The sequence below is a fragment of the Yersinia sp. 2542 StPb PI genome (assembly GCF_048593855.1).
GTDB lineage: Bacteria > Pseudomonadota > Gammaproteobacteria > Enterobacterales > Enterobacteriaceae > Yersinia > Yersinia enterocolitica_E.
Map to the genome: position 1 here is coordinate 1 of NZ_JAZGQA010000067.1, position 21,732 is coordinate 21,732.

The window sequence follows — 21,732 nt, forward strand, 5'->3', positions numbered from 1 at the left end:
AATAATATACTAAAAATAGTCCTGCCTACTGGCTTGCATCTGCTTATCGACCGTTTTATTCTTCGGCGATATGAGTACACAACGAATCCCAATCGCGTTACAGCAAGCCGTTATGCGCTGCCTGCGCCACAAATTGCAGTTAGCGAATCTACATCTTGGCACCGCCTACTCGGAGCCGAAAATCAATTATCATCAACGCGGCACTAGCGCGGGTAGTGCCTATCTGCAATCCTTCGAAATTCGTCTTAACCCTGTATTATTACTGGAAAATCAGCAGGACTTTATCGAGGAAGTGGTGCCGCACGAACTGGCTCACTTGCTGGTTTATCGCCAATTTGGCCGGGTTGCTCCCCATGGTAAAGAGTGGCGCTGGATGATGGAGCAGGTATTGCAAGTCCCCGCCAGCCGCACTCACCAGTTTGAGGTCGCCTCGGTGCGCAGTAAGACCTTCAATTATCAGTGCAAATGCCAGCAACATGCTTTAACCATTCGCCGCCACAATAAAGTACAGCGCGGCGAGAGCGAATATCGCTGCCGCCACTGTGGTGAAAAGCTGCAATTTAGCGCGCTAAAAAGCTGTTAGGAATTGGTGTTACTTGTTATAAAACAGCATGTTAATTTGCTATCCATCAGTATTATCTATAACCTGCCTGCTTTTCATCATCGGGCTGTTTTGAGATATGTTACGCAATATTCTATTCTTGCTGGTTTTATCCTCCTCGTTGCTTCCTCTGGTCAGTCACAGTCAAAGCATTAATAACTTTTCTCAAGCCAAAGCGGTCGCTGTAAAAATTAATCAGGATGCACCCGGCAGTTTTTACTGCGGATGCAAAATTGATTGGCAAGGTAAGAAAGGTATTCCTGACCTGAAAAGTTGCGGCTATCAACCAAGAAAAAACGCCCAGCGAGCAGCAAGGATTGAGTGGGAGCATGTAGTTCCGGCTTGGCAATTTGGCCACCAGCGCCAATGCTGGCAACAAGGTGGCCGCAAAAACTGCACTAAAGATCCCATCTATCGCCAAATAGAAACTGATCTGCATAATCTGCAACCGGCTATTGGCGAAGTGAATGGTGACCGCAATAACTTCATGTATTCCCAATGGAATGGCAGCCAGGGCCAATACGGTCAATGTGATATGAAAATTGATTTTAAAAATAAACTGGCAGAGCCGCCAGTGCGTGCTCGCGGAGCAATTGCCCGCACCTATTTTTATATGCGCGATCAATATCAACTGCGGCTTTCCAGCCAACAAAACAAGCTGTTTGAGGTCTGGAACCGCCAGTACCCTGTCACCAACTGGGAATGCCAGCGTGATGAGCGGATAGCGAAAGCTCAGGGTAATCATAACCCTTATGTACAACGGGCTTGCCAGCAGCAAAAAGGCTAATCTAGTATATGGGCTGATACTTCCCTGCCTCTGGTCTCCTTAGGCACTTATTTATTTCGCGTGGCACCACTCGCTGCGCGGTATGTTTTCGTTTCAGGACTTAGAGCAACCCATGCGCATACCCCGCATTTATCATCCACAGCCTTTGCAGGCGAATACCGAACTGGCGTTGAGCGATGAGGCAGCCAATCATGTAGGCCGCGTGCTCCGTATGGTTGAGGGGCAAAGCCTGCAACTATTTGATGGTAGCAATCAGGTCTTCGCTGCCGAAATTGTCCGCTCAGATAAAAAGAATCTGCGGGTTCGGCTTGGTGAAGGGCAATTGGAAGACCGTGAATCACCACTGAGCTTACATTTGGGTCAGGTGATCTCCCGGGGCGAGAAAATGGAATTTACCGTGCAGAAATCGATTGAGCTGGGTGTCAATGTGATTACCCCGCTGTTTTCTGAACGTTGTGGGGTTAAGCTCGATGGCGAGCGTTTAGTGAAGAAACTCCAGCAGTGGCAGAAAATTGCTATCGCTGCCTGCGAGCAGTGTGGCCGCAATAGGATCCCGGAAATCCGCAACGCCATGCAACTATCAGACTGGTGTGCTGAGCAGGATGATAGCCTGAAACTGAATCTACATCCGCGCGCCAGTAATAGCATCAATACCCTTCCCCCGACGCTCAATAAAGTGCGTTTGTTGATTGGCCCGGAGGGCGGCCTCTCTGCCGATGAAATTGCCATGACCTCGCGCCTTGGATTTACTGATATCCTGCTAGGTCCACGAGTTCTACGTACCGAAACTACAGCTCTTACCGCAATCACTGCTTTACAGGTGCGGTTTGGTGATCTGGGATAAAATTCGTTCCCATTAGGAGAGAAGAATGATCAAGCTCGGCATCGTAATGGACCCAATCTCGTCCATTAATATCAAGAAAGACTCCAGCTTCGCCATGCTATTGGAAGCACAGCGCCGTGGTTGGGAACTGCATTACATGGAGATGGGCGACCTGTACTTACAGGGTGGTGAAGGCCGAGCCAGTACCCGTCTACTCAGCGTAAAACAGGATAAAGAGAGTTGGTTCAGCTTCGGCGCTGAACAGGATATCCCCCTGCACGACCTTGATGTCATCCTGATGCGCAAAGATCCGCCGTTTGATACTGAATTCATCTACGCCACCTATATTCTGGAGCGCGCAGAAGATAAGGGCACACTGGTAGTGAACAAGCCGCAGAGCCTGCGTGACTGTAATGAGAAGCTGTTTACCGCCTGGTTCCCTGAATTAACGCCGGATACTCTGGTCAGCCGCAATAAAGACCGCATTCGTAAATTCCATCAAAAACACGGTGATATCATTCTGAAACCGCTGGATGGTATGGGGGGGACCTCAATCTTCCGTGTGAAACAAGATGATCCTAACTTGTCGGTGATTATTGAAACTCTGACCGAATTGGGCAGCCGATTCTGCATGGCACAGAACTTCCTGCCAGCCATCAAAGAAGGCGATAAACGGGTCTTGGTGGTTGACGGCGAGCCGGTGCCTTACTGCCTGGCACGTATCCCGGCGCAAGGTGAAACCCGGGGTAATCTGGCAGCCGGCGGCCGAGGCGAAGCCCGTCCACTCAGTGAGAGCGACTGGGCGATTGCCCGCGCTGTCGCACCGGTACTGAAGCAGAAAGGCTTAATTTTCGTCGGGTTAGATATTATCGGCGATCGTCTGACTGAAATTAATGTCACCAGTCCGACCTGCATCCGTGAAATTGAAGCTGCCTTCCCGGATGTGTCCATTACCAAAATGCTGATGGATGCAATTGAAGCGCGGTTAGCTAATAAATAAACTCGATACCCTCCCCAAAGTCATGGGTGTTGCAGGCAGGCGGTAAGAGAGTAACAAATCGGTCGGGAACCGATTTGAACAGCATTTATGCAAGCCCGCAGGGTGAGCCTCAAGGATGAGGCTCATTAATCCCGATGAGCTTACGCAGTCAAGTGATTCGGGTGCATGAACGTAGCCAACACCCCTGCGGCTTCAAGGACGAAGGGGATCCGTGACTTTATTGGCATTTATCCGCATACTGACAAAAGTTCACCCCTTAACTCAGCGAATCCCCTATATAACATAATGAATTTACAGCATCATTTTCTTATCGCTATGCCTTCACTTCAGGACCCCCTATTTATGCGCTCGGTTATTTACATCTGCGAGCATAACCAAGAGGGCGCAATGGGCTTAGTGATAAACAAACCTATGGAACAGTTCACGGTAGAAACTGTGCTGGAAAAACTGAAAATCAGCCCTTCACCACGGGATCCGGCGATACGTCTGGATAAACCGGTATTAACCGGTGGGCCACTGGCAGAGGATCGGGGGTTTATCCTACATTCACCACGGGAAGGATTCGGCTCCAGTATTCCTATCTCAGCCGATACGATGATAACCACCTCCAAAGATGTACTGGAGACCCTAGGGACGCCAGAACAACCTAAAAATCTACTGGTGGCATTGGGTTATGCAGGCTGGCAAAAGGGGCAACTAGAGCAGGAATTGCTGGATAACACCTGGTTGACGATTGAGGCTGATACTAACATTCTATTCCACACGCCAATTGCAGAACGTTGGCAAGCTGCGGCCAACAAGTTGGGTATCAATATCTTTAATATTGCTCCGCAAGCAGGACACGCCTAATGGCTAATCGCACGATTGTTGCCTTTGATTTTGGGACTAAAAGTATCGGCGTAGCTATTGGCCAAGAAGTGACCGGCACTGCCCGCGCGCTAACGTCATTTAAAGCGCAGGATGGCACGCCAGACTGGCAGAAAGTCGAAAAACTGCTGAAAGAGTGGCAACCTGATTTAGTGGTTGTCGGGCTGCCGCTGAATATGGATGGCACCGAGCAACCCCTAACTACCCGCGCGCGCAGGTTTGCCAACCGCTTACATGGCCGCTTTGGTGTACAAATAGCCTTACAGGATGAACGCCTCAGCACCGTAGAAGCCCGCGCCAACTTATTTGACAGTGGCGGCTACCGTGCTTTGGATAAAGGCAGTGTCGATGCTGCATCTGCGGTCATTATTCTGGAAAGTTGGTTTGATGAACAGGCTGGCTGAATAGGTTTTTATTCAGCTTCAGATACGGTTACCCAGATTATGTTTCCACCGTCTGGTTTGGCAATCCCCCGCATATCGTGACACCTGTACCCACAGGATTGTATACTGAACCTATGCCAATCAGCGGCTCAAATATTGCACACCCCATGCGGGTGTTTTTTACATTTATTGAGGTTTTCTCATGACTAAAGTGACTGTTGCTGCGACTCAAATGGCTTGCTCTTGGGACCTGCCTAAGAACATTGAAAATGCCGAGAAACTGGTACGTCAAGCGCATGCCAAAGGTGCACAGATTATCCTGATTCAGGAGCTGTTTGCCGCACCTTATTTCTGTATTGATCAAAGCCCGGAACACTATGCACTGGCCCAAGAGCTGGATAGTAGCCCGTTAATTAAGCACTTCGCCAAGCTGGCAGCCGAGTTGGAAGTGGTGTTACCGCTGAGCTTCTTTGAGAAAGCCAACAATGCTTATTATAACTCGCTGGTTATGATTGATGCTGATGGCTCGGTGTTAGATGTATACCGTAAGACCCATATTCCTAACGGCCCGGCTTATCAGGAAAAACAATTCTTTATTCCAGGCGATACCGGTTTTAAAGTCTGGCAAACCCGTTATGCCAAAGTAGGCGTTGGCATCTGTTGGGATCAGTGGTTCCCGGAAACGGCCCGTAGTCTGGCACTGCTTGGTGCGGAAATCATCTTCTACCCGACCGCGATTGGTTCTGAACCGGCCTATCCTGAAATCGATAGCCAACCACACTGGACCCGCGTACAGCAGGGCCACGCCGCTGCAAACCTGGTGCCCGTAATTGCATCTAACCGTATCGGTACCGAGAAAAGTAAATTTATAGCGGGCCTGGAAATGACCTTCTACGGATCCTCGTTCATTGCTGACCAGACTGGCGCTCTGCTGGCTCAGGCCAACAAAACGGATGAGGCTGTTTTGGTACATGAATTTGATTTACAAGAAATCGCTGCCCAGCGCGCTTCATGGGGCTTGTTCCGCGATCGCCGCCCAGAAATGTATCAAGCTTTAGCCACTTCTGACGGCAAGACCCGGAGATAATTTATGTCTGCACAAGATGCGATTTTACAAGCTTCAGCTTCACAAGCCCTGCCCGGCACACCGCAGCAGGATGGCTTCTTTATGCCTGCCGAGTGGGCAAAGCAGGATGCGGTCTGGATGCTGTGGCCATATCGTCAAGATAACTGGCGTGGCAATGGGACTCCCGCTCAGCAGACGTTTGCCAAAGTCGCTGAGGCCATCAGCGGTACAACCCCCGTATTTATGGGCGTGCCAGCTGAATTTATGGCTCAGGCTAAAGCAACCCTACCTGCTAACGTAACATTGGTCGAAATGGCCAGTGATGATGCCTGGATGCGTGACACCGGCCCGACGATGGTGATTAACGGTAGCGGTGAACGCCGCGCTGTGGATTGGCAGTTCAACGCATGGGGCGGCCTTAACGGTGGCCTGTATGCCAACTGGCAACAAGATGAGAAAGTTGCCGTTCAAGTGAGTGACTTCCTGCATAACGCCCATTACAGCGCCCCACTGGTATTAGAAGGTGGTTCGATTCATACCGATGGTGAAGGCACTCTGCTAACCACCGCTGAATGTTTGCTGAATCCAAACCGCAATCCGCATCTGAATCAAGTGCAGATTGAACAGTTATTGCGTGAATACCTGGGTGTTACACACTTCATCTGGTTGCAAGATGGCGTCTATAACGATGAAACTGATGGTCATATCGACAATATGTGCTGTTTTGTTCGCCCGGGTGAAGTTGCCCTACATTGGACCGACGATCAACAGGATCCACAGTACGCACGATCAGTTGCTGCTTTTGATGTGTTATCCAATGCGGTTGATGCCAAAGGCCGCAAGCTAAAAATCTGGAAACTACCAGCTCCCGGCCCGCTGTATAACACCGAAGAAGAGACTTTCGATGTGCTATCCACCGATGCGGTTCCCCGTACCGCTGGTGAACGACTGGCTGGCTCTTACGTCAACTTTTTGATCAGTAACCAACAAATTATTTACCCGTTGTTAGATGATCGTACCGATGGCGTGGCGCAAGATCTGTTGCAGCAGATGTTCCCAGACTTTGTTATTACCGGTGTTCCCGCCCGCGAGATCCTGCTCGGTGGGGGGAATATTCACTGTATTACTCAGCAGATCCCGTCAGCATAATTACCCTTCTTACTTGGAGCCGTGGCAGTGTTCGCGGCTCTCATTCACCCGAATAACTTACTGTTGGTTAGCGGCGCTATGTTAATTGACTAACATTATGCTCTGCCAATATCCCCTGCTTCTCCCGCTGTACCATCCCTTGCTCAAAGGTTTGCATCCCCGATTGCGCACCAGCTTGTATCACATTCGGGAGCTGATAGGATTTACCTTCACGAATCAAATGGCTGACGGCAGTGGTTTGTATCAGAATTTCAAAAACGGCAATGCGCCCACCGGCTGTTTTATTACATAACTTTTGTGCGATAACCGCACGTAAGCTCGCTGCCAATTGTGCCTGAATAGTGGCTTTCTCTGCCGCAGGGAAAACATCAACCAGCCGATCAATTGCCTGTGTGGCTGTACGAGTATGTAGCGTAGCCAGCACCAAATGCCCCGTTTCAGCGGCAGTCAGAGCTAAACGAATCGTATCCAGATCACGTAACTCACCCAACAAAATGATATCGGGATCCTGACGCAATGCTCCAGTTAAGGCATGACTAAAAGATTGGGTATGGCTCCCCAGCTCCCGTTGCTGGATCAAACATGAAAGACTGCTATGAACAAACTCAATCGGATCTTCAAGCGTAATGATATGACGAGCCTGATGCTGATTGATGGCACTGATCATCGCGCTTAATGTCGTGGACTTACCACTGCCTGTCGCACCGGTAACCAGAATCAACCCATTATCTTGCTCAACGAGTTGGTGAATAATCGGTGGGACATTCAACTCCTCTAGTGATGGGCATGCCGCAGAGATAATACGAAAAGCTACCGATTGCCCCTGCTGTTGCTGAAAAATATTAGCCCGTAGCCGTTGTCCACTAATTGTCGTATAAGCACAATCCACCTGCCCCATTTCCCGCAATCGGCGATGCTGCGCCTCGCTTAATAAGTGCCGACTGAGCTTATTGAGCCAGTTGACACTCACCCGTGGCCAGTGAGTGAAGGTTTTCAGTACGCCATCAATACGTAATACCGGGTGATAACCGGTACAAAGGTGCAGATCCGATGCGTTATGATTTACACTAGCCGCCACCTTATTTGCGAAGTCCTGTTCATCAAAGCCATCATCGGTATGTTCGGGGCTTTCTAAGTCAATGCATTTAGCTGTGCCATCGCTAAATACAGGGTTATCCTGGTCTGTGTTTTTATCATCCAGACTGGTGAAATCCATATCAAACTCCTGGGTCCATATGAGCACAATTGAGCAGAATCTACAGGATGTCAGAGCGCGGATCGCAACAGTTGCACACAATTGCGCACGCTCTCCAGAAGAAGTGACATTGCTTGCAGTTAGTAAAACCAAACCTGTGAGCGCTATCGAAGAAGCCATCGTGGCAGGGCAATATGCTTTTGGTGAAAACTATGTGCAGGAAGGGGTAGATAAAATCCACTACTTTGCCAATAGCGCCGATCTTGAATGGCACTTTATTGGCCCGCTGCAATCCAATAAAAGCCGGTTAGTGGCAGAAAATTTTGCCTGGTGTCATACCGTTGATCGGCTGAAGATAGCGCAGCGCCTAAGCACTCAGCGCCCAGCTGCAATGCCCGCACTGAACGTACTGATTCAGGTCAATATCAGTGATGAACAAAGTAAATCCGGGATTGCCTTAACAGAGCTATCCGCATTAGCAGCCAGTATTAGTGAGCTGCCTAACCTGAATTTACGCGGATTGATGGCTATTCCGGCACCGGAAAGCGATTATCCGCGACAACTGGCGGTATTTGAGCAAATGCATCAGGCTTTCTTGACTTTAAAAGCCAGCTACCCTCAGATGGATACGCTTTCTATGGGCATGACAGATGATATGGCAGCCGCTATTAGTGCCGGAAGTACATTAGTGCGTATTGGTACCGCCATTTTTGGTACCCGCGCTTAACCCCCAGAGTCATTAGCGTCAGAGCCGCTAATGTTAATTAACACCTTCGGGCTGCGGCTTTAAGTACCAAGGGCATAGGAGAAATTGATGCAACATCGCAACATAACATTCATTGGCGCTGGCAATATGGCTCGCGCAATTATTGCAGGGTTGGTTGCCGGTGGTTATCCCGCTAAAATGATCAGCGTTTGCGCACCTTCAGCTAAAAATCGTGATGCTCTGGCCGCTGAATTTGGTGTCATCAGTAGTGATGATAATAACGCTCAAGCACAAAAGGCTGGGGTGATCGTCTTAGCGGTTAAACCTCAATTAATGGCCGATGTATGTCAGGCATTGCGAGATAATGTCGATTTCACCGGCAAACTGGTACTTTCCATTGCTGCGGGTATTCAGGTTGCACGTTTCTATGCGCTATTGGGGGATAAACTCAATTTGGTGCGTATTATGCCTAATACCCCATCTCTGGTGGGTAAAGGGATGAGCGGCCTATATGCACCAGAGCAGGTTTCACAGGACGATCGTAACTTTACCGCCTCGCTGATGAGCTCAGTAGGAAAAGTCTGTTGGGTGAATGATGAAAACGGCATCAACAACGTTATTGCCGCAGCAGGCAGTGCACCGGCCTATTTCTTCCTGTTTATGGAAGCAATGCAACAGGAAGCCGAACGGTTAGGTTTTGATAGTGAAACCGCACGCCTACTGGTGCAACAAGCCGCCTCTGGAGCGACTGCACTCGTGGAAGCTAACCCGCAATTGCCACTTTCGACACTACGTGAACAGGTGACCTCGAAAGGAGGGACGACGGCCGAGGCAATTAGGGTATTTAACGAGCAGCATTTACCAGAAACTGTTGCCAGCGCCATGCAAGCCGCTATCAAACGGGCGAAAGAAATGGAAAAGCTGTTCTAACTACGACAAAATTTACAAAATCCGACACTACCCTTATTGCTTTCTCGTTAAGATAGGGGCTTATAAAGTACGCTGATAGATTCTCTATTTGTGTATATCCAATATTAAGGATAAGGACTAAAGCAACTCATGCTAACGCTGACTTTTTTGGCCAAAACGGTCATTGACCTGTATGTGATGGTACTGCTGTTGCGTATCTGGATGCAGTGGGTTCACAGCGATTTCTACAACCCATTTTCACAATTTGTGGTGAAAATTACCCAGCCGATTATTGGTCCATTGCGTCGGATCATTCCTTCCATGGGGCCAATCGACAGCGCATCACTGCTGCTGGCATACCTGCTGATGACCATTAAGTTCCCACTGTTGCTGCTGATTGGTAGCGGTGCTATCTCACTCAACCCTTATAATCTGCTGTTTGGTGTTATTGCACTGTTTAAAGCTGCCGGTTACCTGATTTTCTGGGTAATGATTATCCGTGCATTGATGAGTTGGGTGAGTCAGGGCCGTAGTCCAATGGACTATCTGCTGTATCAGTTGACTGAGCCTTTAATGGCTCCGATTCGCCGCATCTTGCCTGCCATGGGCGGTATCGATTTTTCGGCGATGATCGTTATTCTTATCCTGTATCTGATCAACTTCTTAGGTATGGATATGTTAGGCGAGCTTTGGGTTATGCTGTGAGTGCAGTAACACCCTTGCTGGACGGGCTGGTTCTGAGGCTATATATTCAGCCCAAAGCCAGCCGTGATCAGATAGTCGGTTTACATGGCGATGAACTGAAAATCGCCATTACCGCCCCACCGGTAGATGGCCAAGCTAATACCCACTTGATCAAGTTTATCGCTAAACAATTTCGGGTAGCGAAAAGCCAGGTAGTTATCGAAAAAGGTGAACAGGGGCGGCACAAACAGATCAAAATTGTTAATCCGCAACAGATCCCGCCAGAAGTTGCGGCACTGCTCGAGTGATAGAGACTTCCGCAAGAATAACTGTCAGCTCTAATAAAATTCAGGATCCCTCCATGCAAAAAATAGTATTAGCCACCGGTAACCCCGGCAAAGTGCGTGAGTTGGCAAATTTGCTAGCCGATTTTGGTTTGGATGTGGTCGCACAAACCGAACTAGGCGTAGAATCCGCCGATGAAACTGGCTTAACTTTTATCGAAAATGCCATATTAAAAGCGCGCCATGCCGCACAAATTACCGGTTTGCCTGCTATCGCCGATGACTCGGGCCTTGCTGTTGATGCGCTAGGTGGCGCACCAGGGATTTACTCCGCACGCTTCGCGGGTACTGATGCCAGTGATCAAGATAACCTCGAAAAACTGCTAGTGGCGTTGAAAGATACCCCTGATGCACAACGTGGTGCCCAATTCCACTGCGTGCTGGTCTATATGCGCCATGCTGAAGACCCAACACCTTTAGTGTTTCACGGCCAATGGCCGGGAGTGATTGCTCACCACCCCGTAGGGGAGGCAGGATTTGGCTATGACCCAATTTTTTATGTAAAAGAGTTGGGTAAAACCGCTGCAGAATTAACTCGTGAAGAAAAACACGCAGTATCACACCGTGGTCAGGCGCTGAAACTGATGCTGGATGCGCTGCGTAATGCTTAAGTTACCTCCGCTCAGTCTCTATATTCATATTCCCTGGTGTGTGCAGAAGTGCCCTTACTGTGACTTTAACTCTCATGCACTGAAAGGTGATGTTCCTCATCAGGAATATGTAGAGCACTTATTAGCGGATCTTGATGCCGACGTACCACTGGCCAGTGGTCGTGAAATTAGCACTATTTTTATTGGTGGTGGCACCCCGAGTTTACTCAGTGCCGCAGCGATGCAACAACTGCTTGATGGTGTGCGTGCCAGATTACCCCTTGCAGCCGGTGCTGAAATCACCATGGAAGCAAACCCAGGCGCTGTCGAAGCTGACCGCTTCAGCGGCTATCAACGCGCCGGTATTAACCGTATCTCCATCGGCGTACAAAGCTTTAGCGCACAGAAATTAACGCGTCTTGGGCGGATTCATGGGCCAGATGAAGCTAAACGAGCCGCAGAGCTGGCAACCTCACTGAATTTACGTAGCTTTAATCTGGATTTAATGCACGGCTTGCCTGATCAAACACTGGAAGAGGCGCTGGATGATTTGCGCCAAGCTATCGCACTGGATCCGCCACATTTATCTTGGTATCAACTGACGATTGAACCTAATACTGGTTTTAGTTCACGCCCGCCGGTTTTGCCCGATGACGATGCACTGTGGGATATTTTCCAGCAAGGACATCAATTACTTACTGCTGCCGGATATCAGCAGTATGAAACCTCGGCCTATGCCAAACCGGGCTACCAATGCCAACATAACCTCAATTACTGGCGCTTTGGTGATTATCTGGGAATTGGCTGCGGGGCGCACGGTAAAGTCACGTTTAGCGATGGCCGCATCCTACGGACGATAAAGACCAAACATCCCCGTGGCTTCATGCAGGGTAAATATCTGGATAAACAGTATGAAGTGGAAACGGCTGACCGGCCTTTTGAGTTCTTTATGAACCGTTTCCGGTTATTAGAAGCCGCACCACGGGCAGATTTCTACCACTTCACTGGTCTGGCTGAAAGCACTATTCGCCCACAGTTAGACGAGGCATTGGCCAAAGGGTATTTAATCGAAACAGAGGAGTACTGGCAGATTACCGAGAAAGGAAAATTATTCCTTAATTCACTGCTAGAACTGTTTTTGTAAATCTAATGCGTAAAAAAGCAGGTTCAGGCGAAGCCCACAGCCTAAACCTGCTTTAGCTAACCCCCAATGGATTGAATATTAAGGGGATTTAGTTCAGCGCCTTAAGTAAATCCTTACGCTGCTGCTCCAGTGTCGTCACCCGCCCACAGACTTCATGGCCAAACTGCTGGAACTCCTGTTCCTGATTATTCCATTCGTTCTGAATAGCCTGTTGTAACCCACCCAAATTGCCCATAATGGCTTGCAACGGATTATTACCGCCACTACCACTAGTCGCCTGCTTAACCCCCATCTCGTTCAAGCTATCTTGCAACACACCGCCCATACTTTGCTGTACCAACTGGCGACCATCTTTTTCTACCTGATCGATGGCCTGATGATGGAAGGTTAAACCATCGCTACGTTTCTCAATGATACGGTTCATCTGTTGCTTTAGTTGATCATTCAATGTGGTGAGCCGGTTGCGCACATTACTGCTGCTCCCCAGTTGTTGAACAATCACTTTATCCAAAGAAACTCGTGCTTTTTCAAGATGCTGTTGCGCGCCCTGATCTATCCACGGCAAATCTTTGCGCAACGCAGTCTGGTAGCGGAACGCCTGTTGGCGCTGCGCGTCGGTCAGCGTCAGTGTTTTACCATTACGGGTAACATCGCCATCAGGCGAAATCTGCAAATTACCGCTGGCTCCCACTATCTGCACAGATTGCGGGCTGATAATCACATCATCCTGCGGTTTTACACTGCACTGATATTCAGCTTGCACCTGTCCGGCAGTCAGCATCAATACCGTCAGGGCTGCCGTTCGTAATGCTTTCATTTTATGTAACATAAGACTCCTGAAGCGCTGTTTTAAAAAATGGAGCGGCCAATCCGCTGTGCCAATAGCTCTAAGGCAGCAGTTCCGGCAAGAGAGTTCCCCGCATGGTCCAATTCTGGTGACCACACCGCAATACACAACTCATCCGGCACAATGGCGATAATGCCACCACCTACCCCAGATTTGCCCGGCATACCAACGCGGAAGGCAAATTCACCCGCCCCATCGTACATGCCACTGGTAATCATCAAGGCATTAATTTGCCGCGCCTGTATCGGCGTAATCAGCGGGCTATGCCTACCAATACTGCGCCCCTGATTCGCCAGATAGACAAAACAGCGAGCCAGTTCGACACAGCTCATGCGCAGGGCGCAGTAGTGGAAATAGGTCTGCAGTACCGTCAGCACATCGTTATCAAAATTATCAAAAGACTTCATCAGATATGCGATAGCCGCGTTACGATCTGAATGTTCAAACTCAGAACGAGCCACTCGAGGATCGTAGCTGATGCTATCATCGCTCACGAGCTGGCGCACCACTTCCAACATCCGCTGTTTCGGCGCACTCAAGCGGCTTTGTAACATATCGCATACCACCAGCGCCCCTGGATTAATAAAAGGATTGCGTGGTTTACCTTTCTCTAATTCTAGCTGAACCAGTGAGTTAAAGGGCTGGCCGGAGGGCTCTTTGCCTACCCGCTGCCACACCTCTTGCTCGCCGTAACGGGATAATGCCAGAGTCAGACTTAACACTTTCGAAATTGATTGGATAGAGAAGCGTTCATCAGCATCTCCGGCTTGAAAAATCTCGCCATCCAGCGTACACACAGCAATGCCCAGCTTATCTGCCGCGACCTCCGCTAATGCGGGAATATAATCAGCAACCTTCCCCTGACCAATCAGCGGGCGAACCTGCTGTAAGATATCTGCCAGTAAGGCATTATTTAAGATTGTTGCTACCTCTAAAATTTTTGCCAAAAAAATGCTCCCAATAGAACTTAGTAACAGCTTCCACTAGCCATGCCTGATAAAAACAAAGGCGCCTGCTTAGGCGCCCTTATTAATTATCTGCCGTTAAACCGGAAGATCAATCCCACCAGATATCAAATAATTCACTGGTTTCTACATTTTTCAACTTGCGAGCTTCCAGCCATTTAGTAACCAATGCACGGTGCTCATCAGTGCAATGACCGATCTCTTGCAGGCAAATCAAACCTTCCCACTGCAAGTAGCCACTACCATCAAATGCCAGACCATTGGCTTCAATGACTTCATCGATAAAAGCATCGACAGTTTCATCAATTACATCAACACCAGTCCCTTCAGGGAAGGTCCACTGTACGGAGAAACCCAATTCCTGAAACTCGTCGATATGCATCTTCTTGCGTAAACGACGACTACGATTGTTAGCCATTATTCTTTCCTCTCAAACATCAGATCCCAAACGCCATGTCCCAGACGCTGGCCACGTAATTCAAATTTTGTCAGCGGACGCGAGTCCGGACGAGGAACATAATCATTTTGTTCTGAAAGGTTGCGGTATCCGTTTACACCTGACATCACTTCCAGCATATGTTCCGCATAATGTTGCCAGTCGGTCGCCATATGGAACACGCCACCCACTTTTAATTTACTTCTCACCAATTCAACAAAAGGCGTCTGGACGATACGACGCTTATTATGGCGCGCTTTGTGCCATGGGTCAGGGAAGAATAGCTGTACCATATCCAGTGAAGCATCTGGAATCATATTTTCCAGCACTTCAACCGCGTCATGACACATAATCCGCAAGTTGCTTAGTCCCGCCTCGTGAGCAGCCCCCAAACAAGCACCAACCCCCGGAGAATGCACTTCTATCCCCAGAAAATTCTGCTGCGGATTACTGGCAGCCATGGTCACCAGTGAAGTCCCCATGCCGAAACCGATTTCCAGTACCACCGGAGCTTCGCGGCCAAACAAGGCGTTTACATCAACCGGCGTTGCTTGATATTCCACGCCCATCACCGGCCAGTAGCTATCTAGCGCCAGTTGTTGACCTTTGGTCAGCCGCCCCTGACGACGGACAAAACTACGAATACGGCGCATGGCTCGGCCGTTTTCATCAAATTCCGGGGATATGACGTCATTTATCATGGTACTTTCTGTCTGTTGATTGCGTATGTGAACGCGCATTATGCAAAGATACGGTAGTTTATCAACTCTGGGCGCCATAAGTACAAAATTAAGCAGTAAATAACGTAGATATAACCAAAGTGGCCGATTAAAGTCAGTGATTCGGGTGCGTGAGTGCGGCTAACACAGTTGTCGCTTCAAGTACGAAGGGGGTTTACAGGGTGAGAACTCTATGCTGCAATCCAGCTCTAATTTATTACCTGCCGGATATTGATACCAACTTATGATGCAAGCGCAACAGTTCGCGCACGAGGTACTTGAGTGGTACCAACGCTTTGGTCGCAAAACCTTGCCGTGGCAATTGGATAAAACACCTTATCAGGTATGGTTGTCAGAAGTGATGTTGCAACAGACTCAGGTTGCGACCGTCATTCCCTATTTCCAACGTTTTATGTTGCGCTTCCCTGATATCAGTGCGTTGGCTGCGGCACCGTTGGATGAAGTTCTGCATTTATGGACCGGGCTGGGTTACTACGCCCGTGCCAGAAATCTGCATAAAGCCGCCCAAACGGTTGTTGAACGCCATCAAGGCGAGTTCCCTACTACTTTTGACGAGATTCTCGCACTGCCGGGGATTGGGCGCTCAACTGCGGGCGCTATTTTGTCGCTCTCATTAGGGAAACATTTTCCTATTTTAGATGGTAACGTCAAACGAGTGCTGGCCCGTTGTTACGCTGTTGAGGGATGGCCCGGTAAAAAGGAAGTCGAAGGCCGCCTGTGGCAAATCAGTGAAGATGTTACGCCAGCCAAAGGCGTAGGTCAGTTTAATCAGGCGATGATGGATTTAGGTGCCACGGTGTGCACCCGTTCTAAGCCCAAGTGTGAGCTTTGCCCACTGAATACCGGTTGTATGGCTTATGCTAATCACAGTTGGGCGCGCTACCCCGGTAAAAAACCCAAACAGACGTTACCGGAAAAAACAGCTTACTTTTTGTTGATGCAAAACGGATCGCAGGTATGGCTCGAACAGCGCCCGCCAGTAGGTCTATGGGGTGGTCTATTTTGCTTCCCGCAATTTTCTGAACCAGCCGAACTGGAGCGTTGGTTGCAGCAACAAAGTATTGCCAGCAGCAGTTTGCAGCAGTTAACTGCTTTTCGTCATACCTTCAGCCACTTCCATCTGGATATTGTCCCCATGTGGCTGAATACGGCGTCATCCCGTGGATGCATGGATGATGGTGCAGGTCTCTGGTATAACTTAGCTCAACCACCCGCGGTAGGATTGGCGGCCCCAGTTGAACGCCTATTACATCAGTTGGCAAAACAGCCGAGTGACCAACATAGCTAATCCCCTGCAACGTCAAGTATGAAGGGAATAGCGCCATAGAAGAGGATTTAGCATGAGCAGAACAATTTTTTGCACATTTTTAAAACATGATGCTGAGGGGCAAGATTTTCAGCTCTATCCAGGTGAGATTGGCAAACGTATCTATAACGAAATATCAAAAGAAGCTTGGTCACAATGGATAACCAAGCAAACCATGCTGATTAACGAGAAAAAACTGAGCATGATGAATGTGGAAGACCGCAAACTGTTAGAGCAGGAGATGGTTAACTTTCTGTTCGAAGGGCAGGATGTTCATATTGAAGGTTATACTCCACCGAGTAAGTAACCACACGGGGTCTGCGCTGGCCCCGTTGTTATTCCTCATCAAGATATGGCTTGTAAGATGAAGAAAATTTTAGCTTTGCTGATAATTGCACCATTGTTAGTGTCTTGCTCAGGCAATAAGAATCAAACAGAAAACGAAGCCTATGTCAAAGATACCAACGGTTTTGAGATTTTAATGGGCCAATTTGCCCATAACATTGAAAATATTTGGGGATTAAAAGAAGTCTTAATCGCGGGTCCAAAAGATTACGTTAAGTATACGGATCAATATCAAACCCGCAGCCATATCAACTTCGATGCCGGTACGATTACGGTTGAAACCATTGCCACGACAGATCCGGCGGCTCACTTGCGTCAGGCGATTATTACCACACTTTTAATGGGTGATGATCCTGGCTCTATCGACCTCTATTCGGATGTTAACGATATTCAGATCAGTAAAGAGCCCTTCCTCTATGGGCAGGTGCTAGATAACAATGGCCAGCCGATCCGTTGGGAATGGCGCGCGGCCCATTTTGCTGATTATCTGCTACAAACCAGAATGCAAAAACGCACTTCCGGCCTGCATGTTATCTGGTCGGTCACCTTGCAATTGGTCCCTAACCATCTGGATCAACGTGCCCATAAATACCTGCCACTGGTGCGCCAGTCAGCGGAGCGTTATGGCGTCGAAGAGTCATTGATCCTGGCAATTATGCAAACAGAATCTAGCTTCAACCCATATGCGGTCAGTGGCTCTGATGCGTTGGGTCTGATGCAAGTTGTGCAGCATACTGCCGGGCGAGATGTGTTCAAAATGAAGGGCAAAAGTGGCCAGCCAAGCCGTAGCTATCTGTTTGATCCAGAAAATAATATTGATGCCGGTACGGCATATCTGTCAATTCTGCAAAATACCTATCTAGGCGGAATTCAGAATGCCACCTCACGGCGTTATGCTGTTATTACCTCTTATAACGGCGGAGCAGGTAGCGTATTGCGGGTATTCTCCAGCGATAAGAACCAGGCTGTTAATATTATCAACAATATGGCTCCTGGTGATGTATTCCAAACGCTGACCACTAAACACCCTTCAGGCGAATCTCGCCGTTATCTGGTGAAAGTGAACAGCGCGCAGAAGAGTTATCGCCGCCACTAGTTTTGTTTAATAGCGGATTTTATAGCCAAAGAAATTGGCGTTGCAGGTGGCTAATCCCCCCTGCAACGCCAACGAAGGGAAACTGAAATGGCAGGCTCCACCCACAGTGTCATTTTTATGTCTAAAGTGTGATCGCCTGACAAAAGTGCACATTTGAATAACAACCATTCTCAATAAAATGTTTATAGTATGGCTAATCATCCTATCCCTACTATCGGCAGATTGAACAAATGGACTTTGGACTTACCCTGTTTGAAATGGTGGTAATCTTCTCCACTATGGTCATCGCTTATATCATCTTTGGTATTACAGGATTTGGTTCTGCATTAATTGCCAGTCCGATATTAGCGCTATTTATTCCTGTCGCTAAGATTGTCCCATTATTGGCAATTGTCGATATGTTTGCAGCCATTACCAATGTAGCTCGCCATAGCCGTCATGCCGACCTTGCTGAACTTAAGCGATTAGTCCCACTAATGATTATTGGTAGTCTGATCGGCGCGACGTTACTGCTACGTACTCGCCCTGATATTTTGCTACTGGCGCTCGGCATATTTGTCATTTTATATGCCATTTACGCCCTTAGCCGGCGTAAACCACAAGGGCAATTCAAACCTGTTGCCGCCATTCCTTTTGGCTTGATTGGCGGTATCTTCAGTGCGCTATTTGGCAGCGGTGGGTTTATCTATGCTATTTATTTATCCGGTAGAATAGCCAGCAAAGATAATTTGCGGATTACCCAGACCACGCTTATCGGCCTGAGTACCCTCACGCGAGTTATTTTGTTTACGCTGGCAGGGGTCTACATGGACCTATCTATTTTATGGATGGTACTACTGTTGGTACCGGGGATGTTAGTTGGTTTGGTTATCGCCAATAAAATCAGTTTAGGGATAAGTCGCGACCAGCTTATCCGATTAATAAATATCTTATTGCTGATTTCCGGCACAGTTTTAGTCGCACGCTATTTAGGTTATTGATGAGCCTAATTTGTAATAACTTGTTGATAGACAGCCGATGCTCTCATTGGCTGTCTATCAGTACTTCAGTTTACGGCGTAATGACATAACCAAAGATACGCCGCCACTCTACATCACCTTTTTCGATATAAACGCCCTGCAATTCAGGCGAGAAGCCGGGCAATAAATTAATCCCCTCTTCCAACGCCAGGAAATAACGCTGTACCGCCCCGCCCCACATTTCACCTGGCACCACGCACAATACGCCAGGTGGATAAGGGAGTGCGCCTTCAGCAGCAATGCGCCCTTCAGCCTCGGCAATAGGGATTAGCTCGATATTATCGCGAATAAACTGGATATTGGCATCTTGCGGGTTCATTAATACCGGCGGTAAGCTGGCTTTGCGGAACATATCCTTTTGCAGTTGTTTAACATCATAGCTGACATAGAGATCATGCATTTCTTGACATAACTGGCGTAGAGTATAGCCGCGATAGCGCTCTTCATTCTTACGGTATATCGTTGGTAATACATCACACAATAAAGCATCTTGCTCCACGTAGCGCTCAAACTGAGCTAGCATATCAACCAGATGTGCCATTTTTGCTGGATTTTCTGCCGGTGTTAGCAGGAACAAAATTGAATTCAGATCGCATTTTTCCGGCACAATGCCATTTTCACGCAAGAAGGTAGCCAGTATCGCTGCCGGAACACCAAATTGGGTATATTGGCCGCTGTTAGCATCAATACCCGGTGTCGTCAGTAATAACTTACAAGGATCAACCAGATATTGGTCTTGGTTATACCCTTCAAAGCCATGCCAACGTTCATTAGGCACAAAATTAAAGAAACGTGTGTCATTAGCAATAACGTCCGTATCGTAATCTTGCCAATTTTTACCACCGACAGTGGGAGGAATAAATGGCCGCAACATTGAGCAGCGTTCTAATAATAGTTTACGCGTATCGATGCCCAACTTGACACAATCCATCCACATGCGGCGGCCACTGTCACCAGAATGAATTTTGGCGTTAATATCCAGTGCAGCAAATAATGGGTAGAACGGGCTGGTTGAGGCATGCAACATAAATGCATTATTAAAACGTTTATGATTACAGTGCCGTTTTTGCCCTTTGATATGATTATCTTTTTTATGTACCTGCGAGGTTTGGGAGAAACCAGCCTGCTGCTTGTGCACTGACTGAGTCACAATAATCCCAGGGTCATTTTCATTTAAATCCAGCAATAGCGGTGAGAAATCCTTCATCATCGGAATAAACTGTTCGTAACCTACCCACGCAGAATCAAACAGAATGTAATCACACAAATGACCAATAGTATCAACCACCTGACGTGCGTTATACACCGTGCCATCGTAGGTACCCAACTGAATGATCGCCAATCTGAATGGCCGCGCCTCTTCTGCTCTTTCTGGCGCAACGTCCCGCAATTGCTGGCGTAAATAACGCTCGTCGAAACAATGAGCATCAATACCACCAATAAAACCGAACGGGTTGCGGGCCGTTTCCAAATAGATTGGTGTCGCCCCAGCCTGAATCAGCGCACCATGATGGTTGGATTTATGGTTATTACGATCGAACAATACCAAATCACCACGGGTCAATAAGGCATTAGTCACGACCTTATTCGCAGCCGATGTACCATTCAAAACAAAATAGGTTTTATCCGCATTGAAGACCTTAGCTGCATATTTTTGTGCATCTTTAGCTGCACCTTCATGGATCAGCAAGTCACCCAGTTTGACGTCTGCGTTGCACATATCTGAACGGAAAATGGTCTCGCCATAAAATTCAAAAAACTGGCGACCGGCAGGATGCTTACGGAAAAACTCGCCACCCTGATGCCCTGGGCAAGCAAAAGTTGAATTATTCATCTCGACATATTTTTTCAATGTTGAGAAAAATGGCGGTAATAGATTTTTTTGATATTCACTGGCGGCAGCCTCTACCTGAGCATTGTAAAAAGCTTTGTTTGCTTCGCCGAGCGTAATAATCCCCTTAATCAGAGGCAAATAATCGGCAGAAACCGTCTGTTGTGCCGTGACAGCAACAAAAGTAGGAATAGCAAAACCCAGATCATGCAACTTTGACAATATACCGGCATTGGCATCTTCAACCGACATCACCACAGCGGCAACATCAGTAAAATCAGTTTGATTGAGGTATACCATTCCCCGTTGGCTTTCTATATAAGAAGCCAAACGAGCACTTGTTGCTATTTTTAATAGTGTCATGTCACTTACTCTCAAACGGTCAGGTATGAGGCTGCCATTTTGGCATGTATATGACATCGCATAAGGTGAAGATTTTATGCAATGCCGGCAAATTGATATCTATTACGCACACGATCACTCGCTCAAATAGAAGCTAGAATAGTGAGTTAACTGGTCTTCGCATCGACCAATAGACATCAGTAAAATCAGAGATCCAGCTCTATTTTTAATAATGCCTAACAGTGAGCGACAGATAGCCTTACCGCATGGAAGTAACAAGGAACTTAACAGCAGATAAACAGGAGAAATAGCATGAGAAGCGCTCATTATGCATTGAATAGTCTACTACTGTCATAACCGCCTCCTGCTTACTTAATCGAAATGATATGGATTAGAGGGATGAATAGTAACGCTAAATTTTCGCAATAATTGCATGTTTTGCCGGCAGGTTCAACCTTGTAGGCCAATAAAAATGCACTTTTAGTGAATATCTAAGCCATTGTTATTTAACACACTAAAAAATAAAAAATCTATAAATCAAGTAGATGAAATATGTA

The 21,732-nt window shown here is 47.9% G+C and carries 24 protein-coding genes; 18 read left to right on the forward strand and 6 right to left on the reverse strand.

The features are described 5' to 3' along the window. The first annotated feature begins 70 nt into the window (after positions 1 to 70). The 8 genes from V1952_RS10455 to aguA all read left to right on the forward strand — a co-directional run bounded on the left by V1952_RS10455 (position 71) and on the right by aguA (position 6,676). Positions 71 to 583 (forward strand): SprT family zinc-dependent metalloprotease, encoded by a 513-nt coding sequence (locus tag V1952_RS10455; protein ID WP_420074718.1) that lies wholly within the window; start codon positions 71 to 73, stop codon positions 581 to 583. Positions 584 to 680: 97 nt separating this feature from the next. After that, complete coding sequence (endA, locus tag V1952_RS10460) at positions 681 to 1,388, forward strand: deoxyribonuclease I (protein ID WP_420071525.1); 708 nt, start codon at positions 681 to 683, stop codon at positions 1,386 to 1,388. Between the two features lie 112 nt (positions 1,389 to 1,500). Further along, on the forward strand, positions 1,501 to 2,232 hold the full coding sequence (gene rsmE / locus V1952_RS10465; RefSeq protein ID WP_372560632.1) for a 16S rRNA (uracil(1498)-N(3))-methyltransferase: 732 nt from the start codon (positions 1,501 to 1,503) through the stop codon (positions 2,230 to 2,232). A gap of 25 nt (positions 2,233 to 2,257) precedes the next feature. Continuing rightward, entirely contained in the window at positions 2,258 to 3,211 is a 954-nt protein-coding gene (gene gshB, locus V1952_RS10470; RefSeq protein ID WP_372560631.1) for a glutathione synthase, read from the forward strand. Positions 3,212 to 3,496: 285 nt separating this feature from the next. Further along, positions 3,497 to 4,060, forward strand: a complete 564-nt coding sequence (locus V1952_RS10475) for a YqgE/AlgH family protein (RefSeq protein ID WP_083162695.1) — start codon at positions 3,497 to 3,499, stop codon at positions 4,058 to 4,060. Then, positions 4,060 to 4,482: a Holliday junction resolvase RuvX gene (ruvX, locus tag V1952_RS10480; protein ID WP_083162693.1), complete on the forward strand. Its 423-nt coding sequence runs from the start codon at positions 4,060 to 4,062 to the stop codon at positions 4,480 to 4,482. The genes V1952_RS10475 and ruvX overlap by 1 nt, the downstream gene beginning before the upstream one ends. A gap of 181 nt (positions 4,483 to 4,663) precedes the next feature. Continuing rightward, the gene (gene aguB / locus V1952_RS10485) at positions 4,664 to 5,548 is read left to right on the forward strand and encodes an N-carbamoylputrescine amidase (RefSeq protein WP_083162691.1); all 885 of its coding nucleotides are present in this window, start codon (positions 4,664 to 4,666) and stop codon (positions 5,546 to 5,548) included. 3 nt (positions 5,549 to 5,551) lie between these two features. Continuing rightward, positions 5,552 to 6,676, forward strand: a complete 1,125-nt coding sequence (gene aguA / locus V1952_RS10490) for an agmatine deiminase (RefSeq protein ID WP_420074719.1) — start codon at positions 5,552 to 5,554, stop codon at positions 6,674 to 6,676. 76 nt (positions 6,677 to 6,752) lie between these two features. Here aguA and V1952_RS10495 read toward each other — a convergent pair whose 3' ends face one another. Further along, a complete protein-coding gene (locus V1952_RS10495) occupies positions 6,753 to 7,892 on the reverse strand; it encodes a type IV pilus twitching motility protein PilT (protein ID WP_420074720.1) in 1,140 nt (379 codons plus the stop codon). Positions 7,893 to 7,911: 19 nt separating this feature from the next. Here V1952_RS10495 and V1952_RS10500 point away from each other — a divergent pair, with 19 nt between their 5' ends. The 6 genes from V1952_RS10500 (at position 7,912) to hemW (ending at position 12,248) form a co-directional block, all read left to right on the forward strand. Beyond that, positions 7,912 to 8,598 carry a YggS family pyridoxal phosphate-dependent enzyme gene (locus tag V1952_RS10500; protein WP_420074721.1) on the forward strand — a complete coding sequence of 229 codons (687 nt, stop codon included), beginning with the start codon at positions 7,912 to 7,914 and terminating at the stop codon, positions 8,596 to 8,598. A gap of 87 nt (positions 8,599 to 8,685) precedes the next feature. Next, on the forward strand, positions 8,686 to 9,507 hold the full coding sequence (gene proC / locus V1952_RS10505) for a pyrroline-5-carboxylate reductase (RefSeq protein ID WP_372560627.1): 822 nt from the start codon (positions 8,686 to 8,688) through the stop codon (positions 9,505 to 9,507). A gap of 129 nt (positions 9,508 to 9,636) precedes the next feature. After that, entirely contained in the window at positions 9,637 to 10,191 is a 555-nt protein-coding gene (locus tag V1952_RS10510; protein WP_083162683.1) for a YggT family protein, read from the forward strand. Further along, the gene (yggU, locus tag V1952_RS10515; protein ID WP_083164094.1) at positions 10,188 to 10,478 is read left to right on the forward strand and encodes a DUF167 family protein YggU; all 291 of its coding nucleotides are present in this window, start codon (positions 10,188 to 10,190) and stop codon (positions 10,476 to 10,478) included. Before V1952_RS10510 ends, yggU begins: the two co-directional genes overlap by 4 nt. A gap of 53 nt (positions 10,479 to 10,531) precedes the next feature. Further along, positions 10,532 to 11,125: an XTP/dITP diphosphatase gene (locus V1952_RS10520; RefSeq protein ID WP_372560625.1), complete on the forward strand. Its 594-nt coding sequence runs from the start codon at positions 10,532 to 10,534 to the stop codon at positions 11,123 to 11,125. After that, positions 11,118 to 12,248, forward strand: a complete 1,131-nt coding sequence (gene hemW, locus V1952_RS10525; RefSeq protein WP_372560624.1) for a radical SAM family heme chaperone HemW — start codon at positions 11,118 to 11,120, stop codon at positions 12,246 to 12,248. The genes V1952_RS10520 and hemW overlap by 8 nt, the downstream gene beginning before the upstream one ends. An 88-nt stretch (positions 12,249 to 12,336) precedes the next feature. Here hemW and V1952_RS10530 read toward each other — a convergent pair whose 3' ends face one another. From V1952_RS10530 to trmB, 4 genes are all read right to left on the reverse strand, one after another. After that, entirely contained in the window at positions 12,337 to 13,077 is a 741-nt protein-coding gene (locus V1952_RS10530) for a DUF2884 domain-containing protein (RefSeq protein ID WP_372560623.1), read from the reverse strand. Positions 13,078 to 13,097: 20 nt separating this feature from the next. Then, a complete protein-coding gene (gene glsB / locus V1952_RS10535; RefSeq protein WP_372560622.1) occupies positions 13,098 to 14,042 on the reverse strand; it encodes a glutaminase B in 945 nt (314 codons plus the stop codon). 109 nt (positions 14,043 to 14,151) lie between these two features. Further along, on the reverse strand, positions 14,152 to 14,478 hold the full coding sequence (locus V1952_RS10540; RefSeq protein ID WP_372560621.1) for a YggL family protein: 327 nt from the start codon (positions 14,476 to 14,478) through the stop codon (positions 14,152 to 14,154). Beyond that, on the reverse strand, positions 14,478 to 15,197 hold the full coding sequence (gene trmB, locus V1952_RS10545) for a tRNA (guanosine(46)-N7)-methyltransferase TrmB (RefSeq protein ID WP_372560620.1): 720 nt from the start codon (positions 15,195 to 15,197) through the stop codon (positions 14,478 to 14,480). Before trmB ends, V1952_RS10540 begins: the two co-directional genes overlap by 1 nt. Positions 15,198 to 15,459: 262 nt before the next feature. Here trmB and mutY point away from each other — a divergent pair, with 262 nt between their 5' ends. The 4 genes from mutY to V1952_RS10565 all read left to right on the forward strand — a co-directional run bounded on the left by mutY (position 15,460) and on the right by V1952_RS10565 (position 18,963). Then, entirely contained in the window at positions 15,460 to 16,524 is a 1,065-nt protein-coding gene (gene mutY / locus V1952_RS10550) for an A/G-specific adenine glycosylase (RefSeq protein ID WP_420071520.1), read from the forward strand. 52 nt (positions 16,525 to 16,576) lie between these two features. Further along, the gene (locus V1952_RS10555; RefSeq protein WP_083162670.1) at positions 16,577 to 16,849 is read left to right on the forward strand and encodes an oxidative damage protection protein; all 273 of its coding nucleotides are present in this window, start codon (positions 16,577 to 16,579) and stop codon (positions 16,847 to 16,849) included. A 57-nt stretch (positions 16,850 to 16,906) separates the two neighbouring features. Further along, on the forward strand, positions 16,907 to 17,983 hold the full coding sequence (gene mltC / locus V1952_RS10560) for a membrane-bound lytic murein transglycosylase MltC (protein WP_372560618.1): 1,077 nt from the start codon (positions 16,907 to 16,909) through the stop codon (positions 17,981 to 17,983). A gap of 230 nt (positions 17,984 to 18,213) precedes the next feature. Continuing rightward, complete coding sequence (locus V1952_RS10565; protein WP_083162668.1) at positions 18,214 to 18,963, forward strand: sulfite exporter TauE/SafE family protein; 750 nt, start codon at positions 18,214 to 18,216, stop codon at positions 18,961 to 18,963. A gap of 70 nt (positions 18,964 to 19,033) precedes the next feature. Here the strand turns inward: V1952_RS10565 and speF are convergent, their stop codons facing one another. Continuing rightward, positions 19,034 to 21,196 carry an ornithine decarboxylase SpeF gene (gene speF / locus V1952_RS10570; RefSeq protein ID WP_372560617.1) on the reverse strand — a complete coding sequence of 721 codons (2,163 nt, stop codon included), beginning with the start codon at positions 21,194 to 21,196 and terminating at the stop codon, positions 19,034 to 19,036. Positions 21,197 to 21,732 lie beyond the last annotated feature (536 nt).

What these genes read in the sequence shown, in the direction of transcription:
- V1952_RS10495 (WP_420074720.1), bottom strand. Translation starts at nt 7,892, where the DNA reads ATGGATTTCACCAGTCTGGATGATAAAAACACAGACCAGGATAACCCT.
- V1952_RS10500 (WP_420074721.1), top strand. Translation starts at nt 7,912, where the DNA reads ATGAGCACAATTGAGCAGAATCTACAGGATGTCAGAGCGCGGATCGCA.
- V1952_RS10530 (WP_372560623.1), bottom strand. Translation starts at nt 13,077, where the DNA reads ATGTTACATAAAATGAAAGCATTACGAACGGCAGCCCTGACGGTATTG.
- V1952_RS10475 (WP_083162695.1), top strand. Translation starts at nt 3,497, where the DNA reads ATGAATTTACAGCATCATTTTCTTATCGCTATGCCTTCACTTCAGGAC.
- V1952_RS10455 (WP_420074718.1), top strand. Translation starts at nt 71, where the DNA reads ATGAGTACACAACGAATCCCAATCGCGTTACAGCAAGCCGTTATGCGC.
- hemW (WP_372560624.1), top strand. Translation starts at nt 11,118, where the DNA reads ATGCTTAAGTTACCTCCGCTCAGTCTCTATATTCATATTCCCTGGTGT.
- speF (WP_372560617.1), bottom strand. Translation starts at nt 21,196, where the DNA reads ATGACACTATTAAAAATAGCAACAAGTGCTCGTTTGGCTTCTTATATA.
- V1952_RS10555 (WP_083162670.1), top strand. Translation starts at nt 16,577, where the DNA reads ATGAGCAGAACAATTTTTTGCACATTTTTAAAACATGATGCTGAGGGG.
- aguB (WP_083162691.1), top strand. Translation starts at nt 4,664, where the DNA reads ATGACTAAAGTGACTGTTGCTGCGACTCAAATGGCTTGCTCTTGGGAC.
- endA (WP_420071525.1), top strand. Translation starts at nt 681, where the DNA reads ATGTTACGCAATATTCTATTCTTGCTGGTTTTATCCTCCTCGTTGCTT.
- gshB (WP_372560631.1), top strand. Translation starts at nt 2,258, where the DNA reads ATGATCAAGCTCGGCATCGTAATGGACCCAATCTCGTCCATTAATATC.
- V1952_RS10565 (WP_083162668.1), top strand. Translation starts at nt 18,214, where the DNA reads ATGGACTTTGGACTTACCCTGTTTGAAATGGTGGTAATCTTCTCCACT.
- proC (WP_372560627.1), top strand. Translation starts at nt 8,686, where the DNA reads ATGCAACATCGCAACATAACATTCATTGGCGCTGGCAATATGGCTCGC.
- ruvX (WP_083162693.1), top strand. Translation starts at nt 4,060, where the DNA reads ATGGCTAATCGCACGATTGTTGCCTTTGATTTTGGGACTAAAAGTATC.
- rsmE (WP_372560632.1), top strand. Translation starts at nt 1,501, where the DNA reads ATGCGCATACCCCGCATTTATCATCCACAGCCTTTGCAGGCGAATACC.
- aguA (WP_420074719.1), top strand. Translation starts at nt 5,552, where the DNA reads ATGTCTGCACAAGATGCGATTTTACAAGCTTCAGCTTCACAAGCCCTG.
- trmB (WP_372560620.1), bottom strand. Translation starts at nt 15,197, where the DNA reads ATGATAAATGACGTCATATCCCCGGAATTTGATGAAAACGGCCGAGCC.
- V1952_RS10510 (WP_083162683.1), top strand. Translation starts at nt 9,637, where the DNA reads ATGCTAACGCTGACTTTTTTGGCCAAAACGGTCATTGACCTGTATGTG.
- V1952_RS10540 (WP_372560621.1), bottom strand. Translation starts at nt 14,478, where the DNA reads ATGGCTAACAATCGTAGTCGTCGTTTACGCAAGAAGATGCATATCGAC.
- mltC (WP_372560618.1), top strand. Translation starts at nt 16,907, where the DNA reads ATGAAGAAAATTTTAGCTTTGCTGATAATTGCACCATTGTTAGTGTCT.
- V1952_RS10520 (WP_372560625.1), top strand. Translation starts at nt 10,532, where the DNA reads ATGCAAAAAATAGTATTAGCCACCGGTAACCCCGGCAAAGTGCGTGAG.
- mutY (WP_420071520.1), top strand. Translation starts at nt 15,460, where the DNA reads ATGATGCAAGCGCAACAGTTCGCGCACGAGGTACTTGAGTGGTACCAA.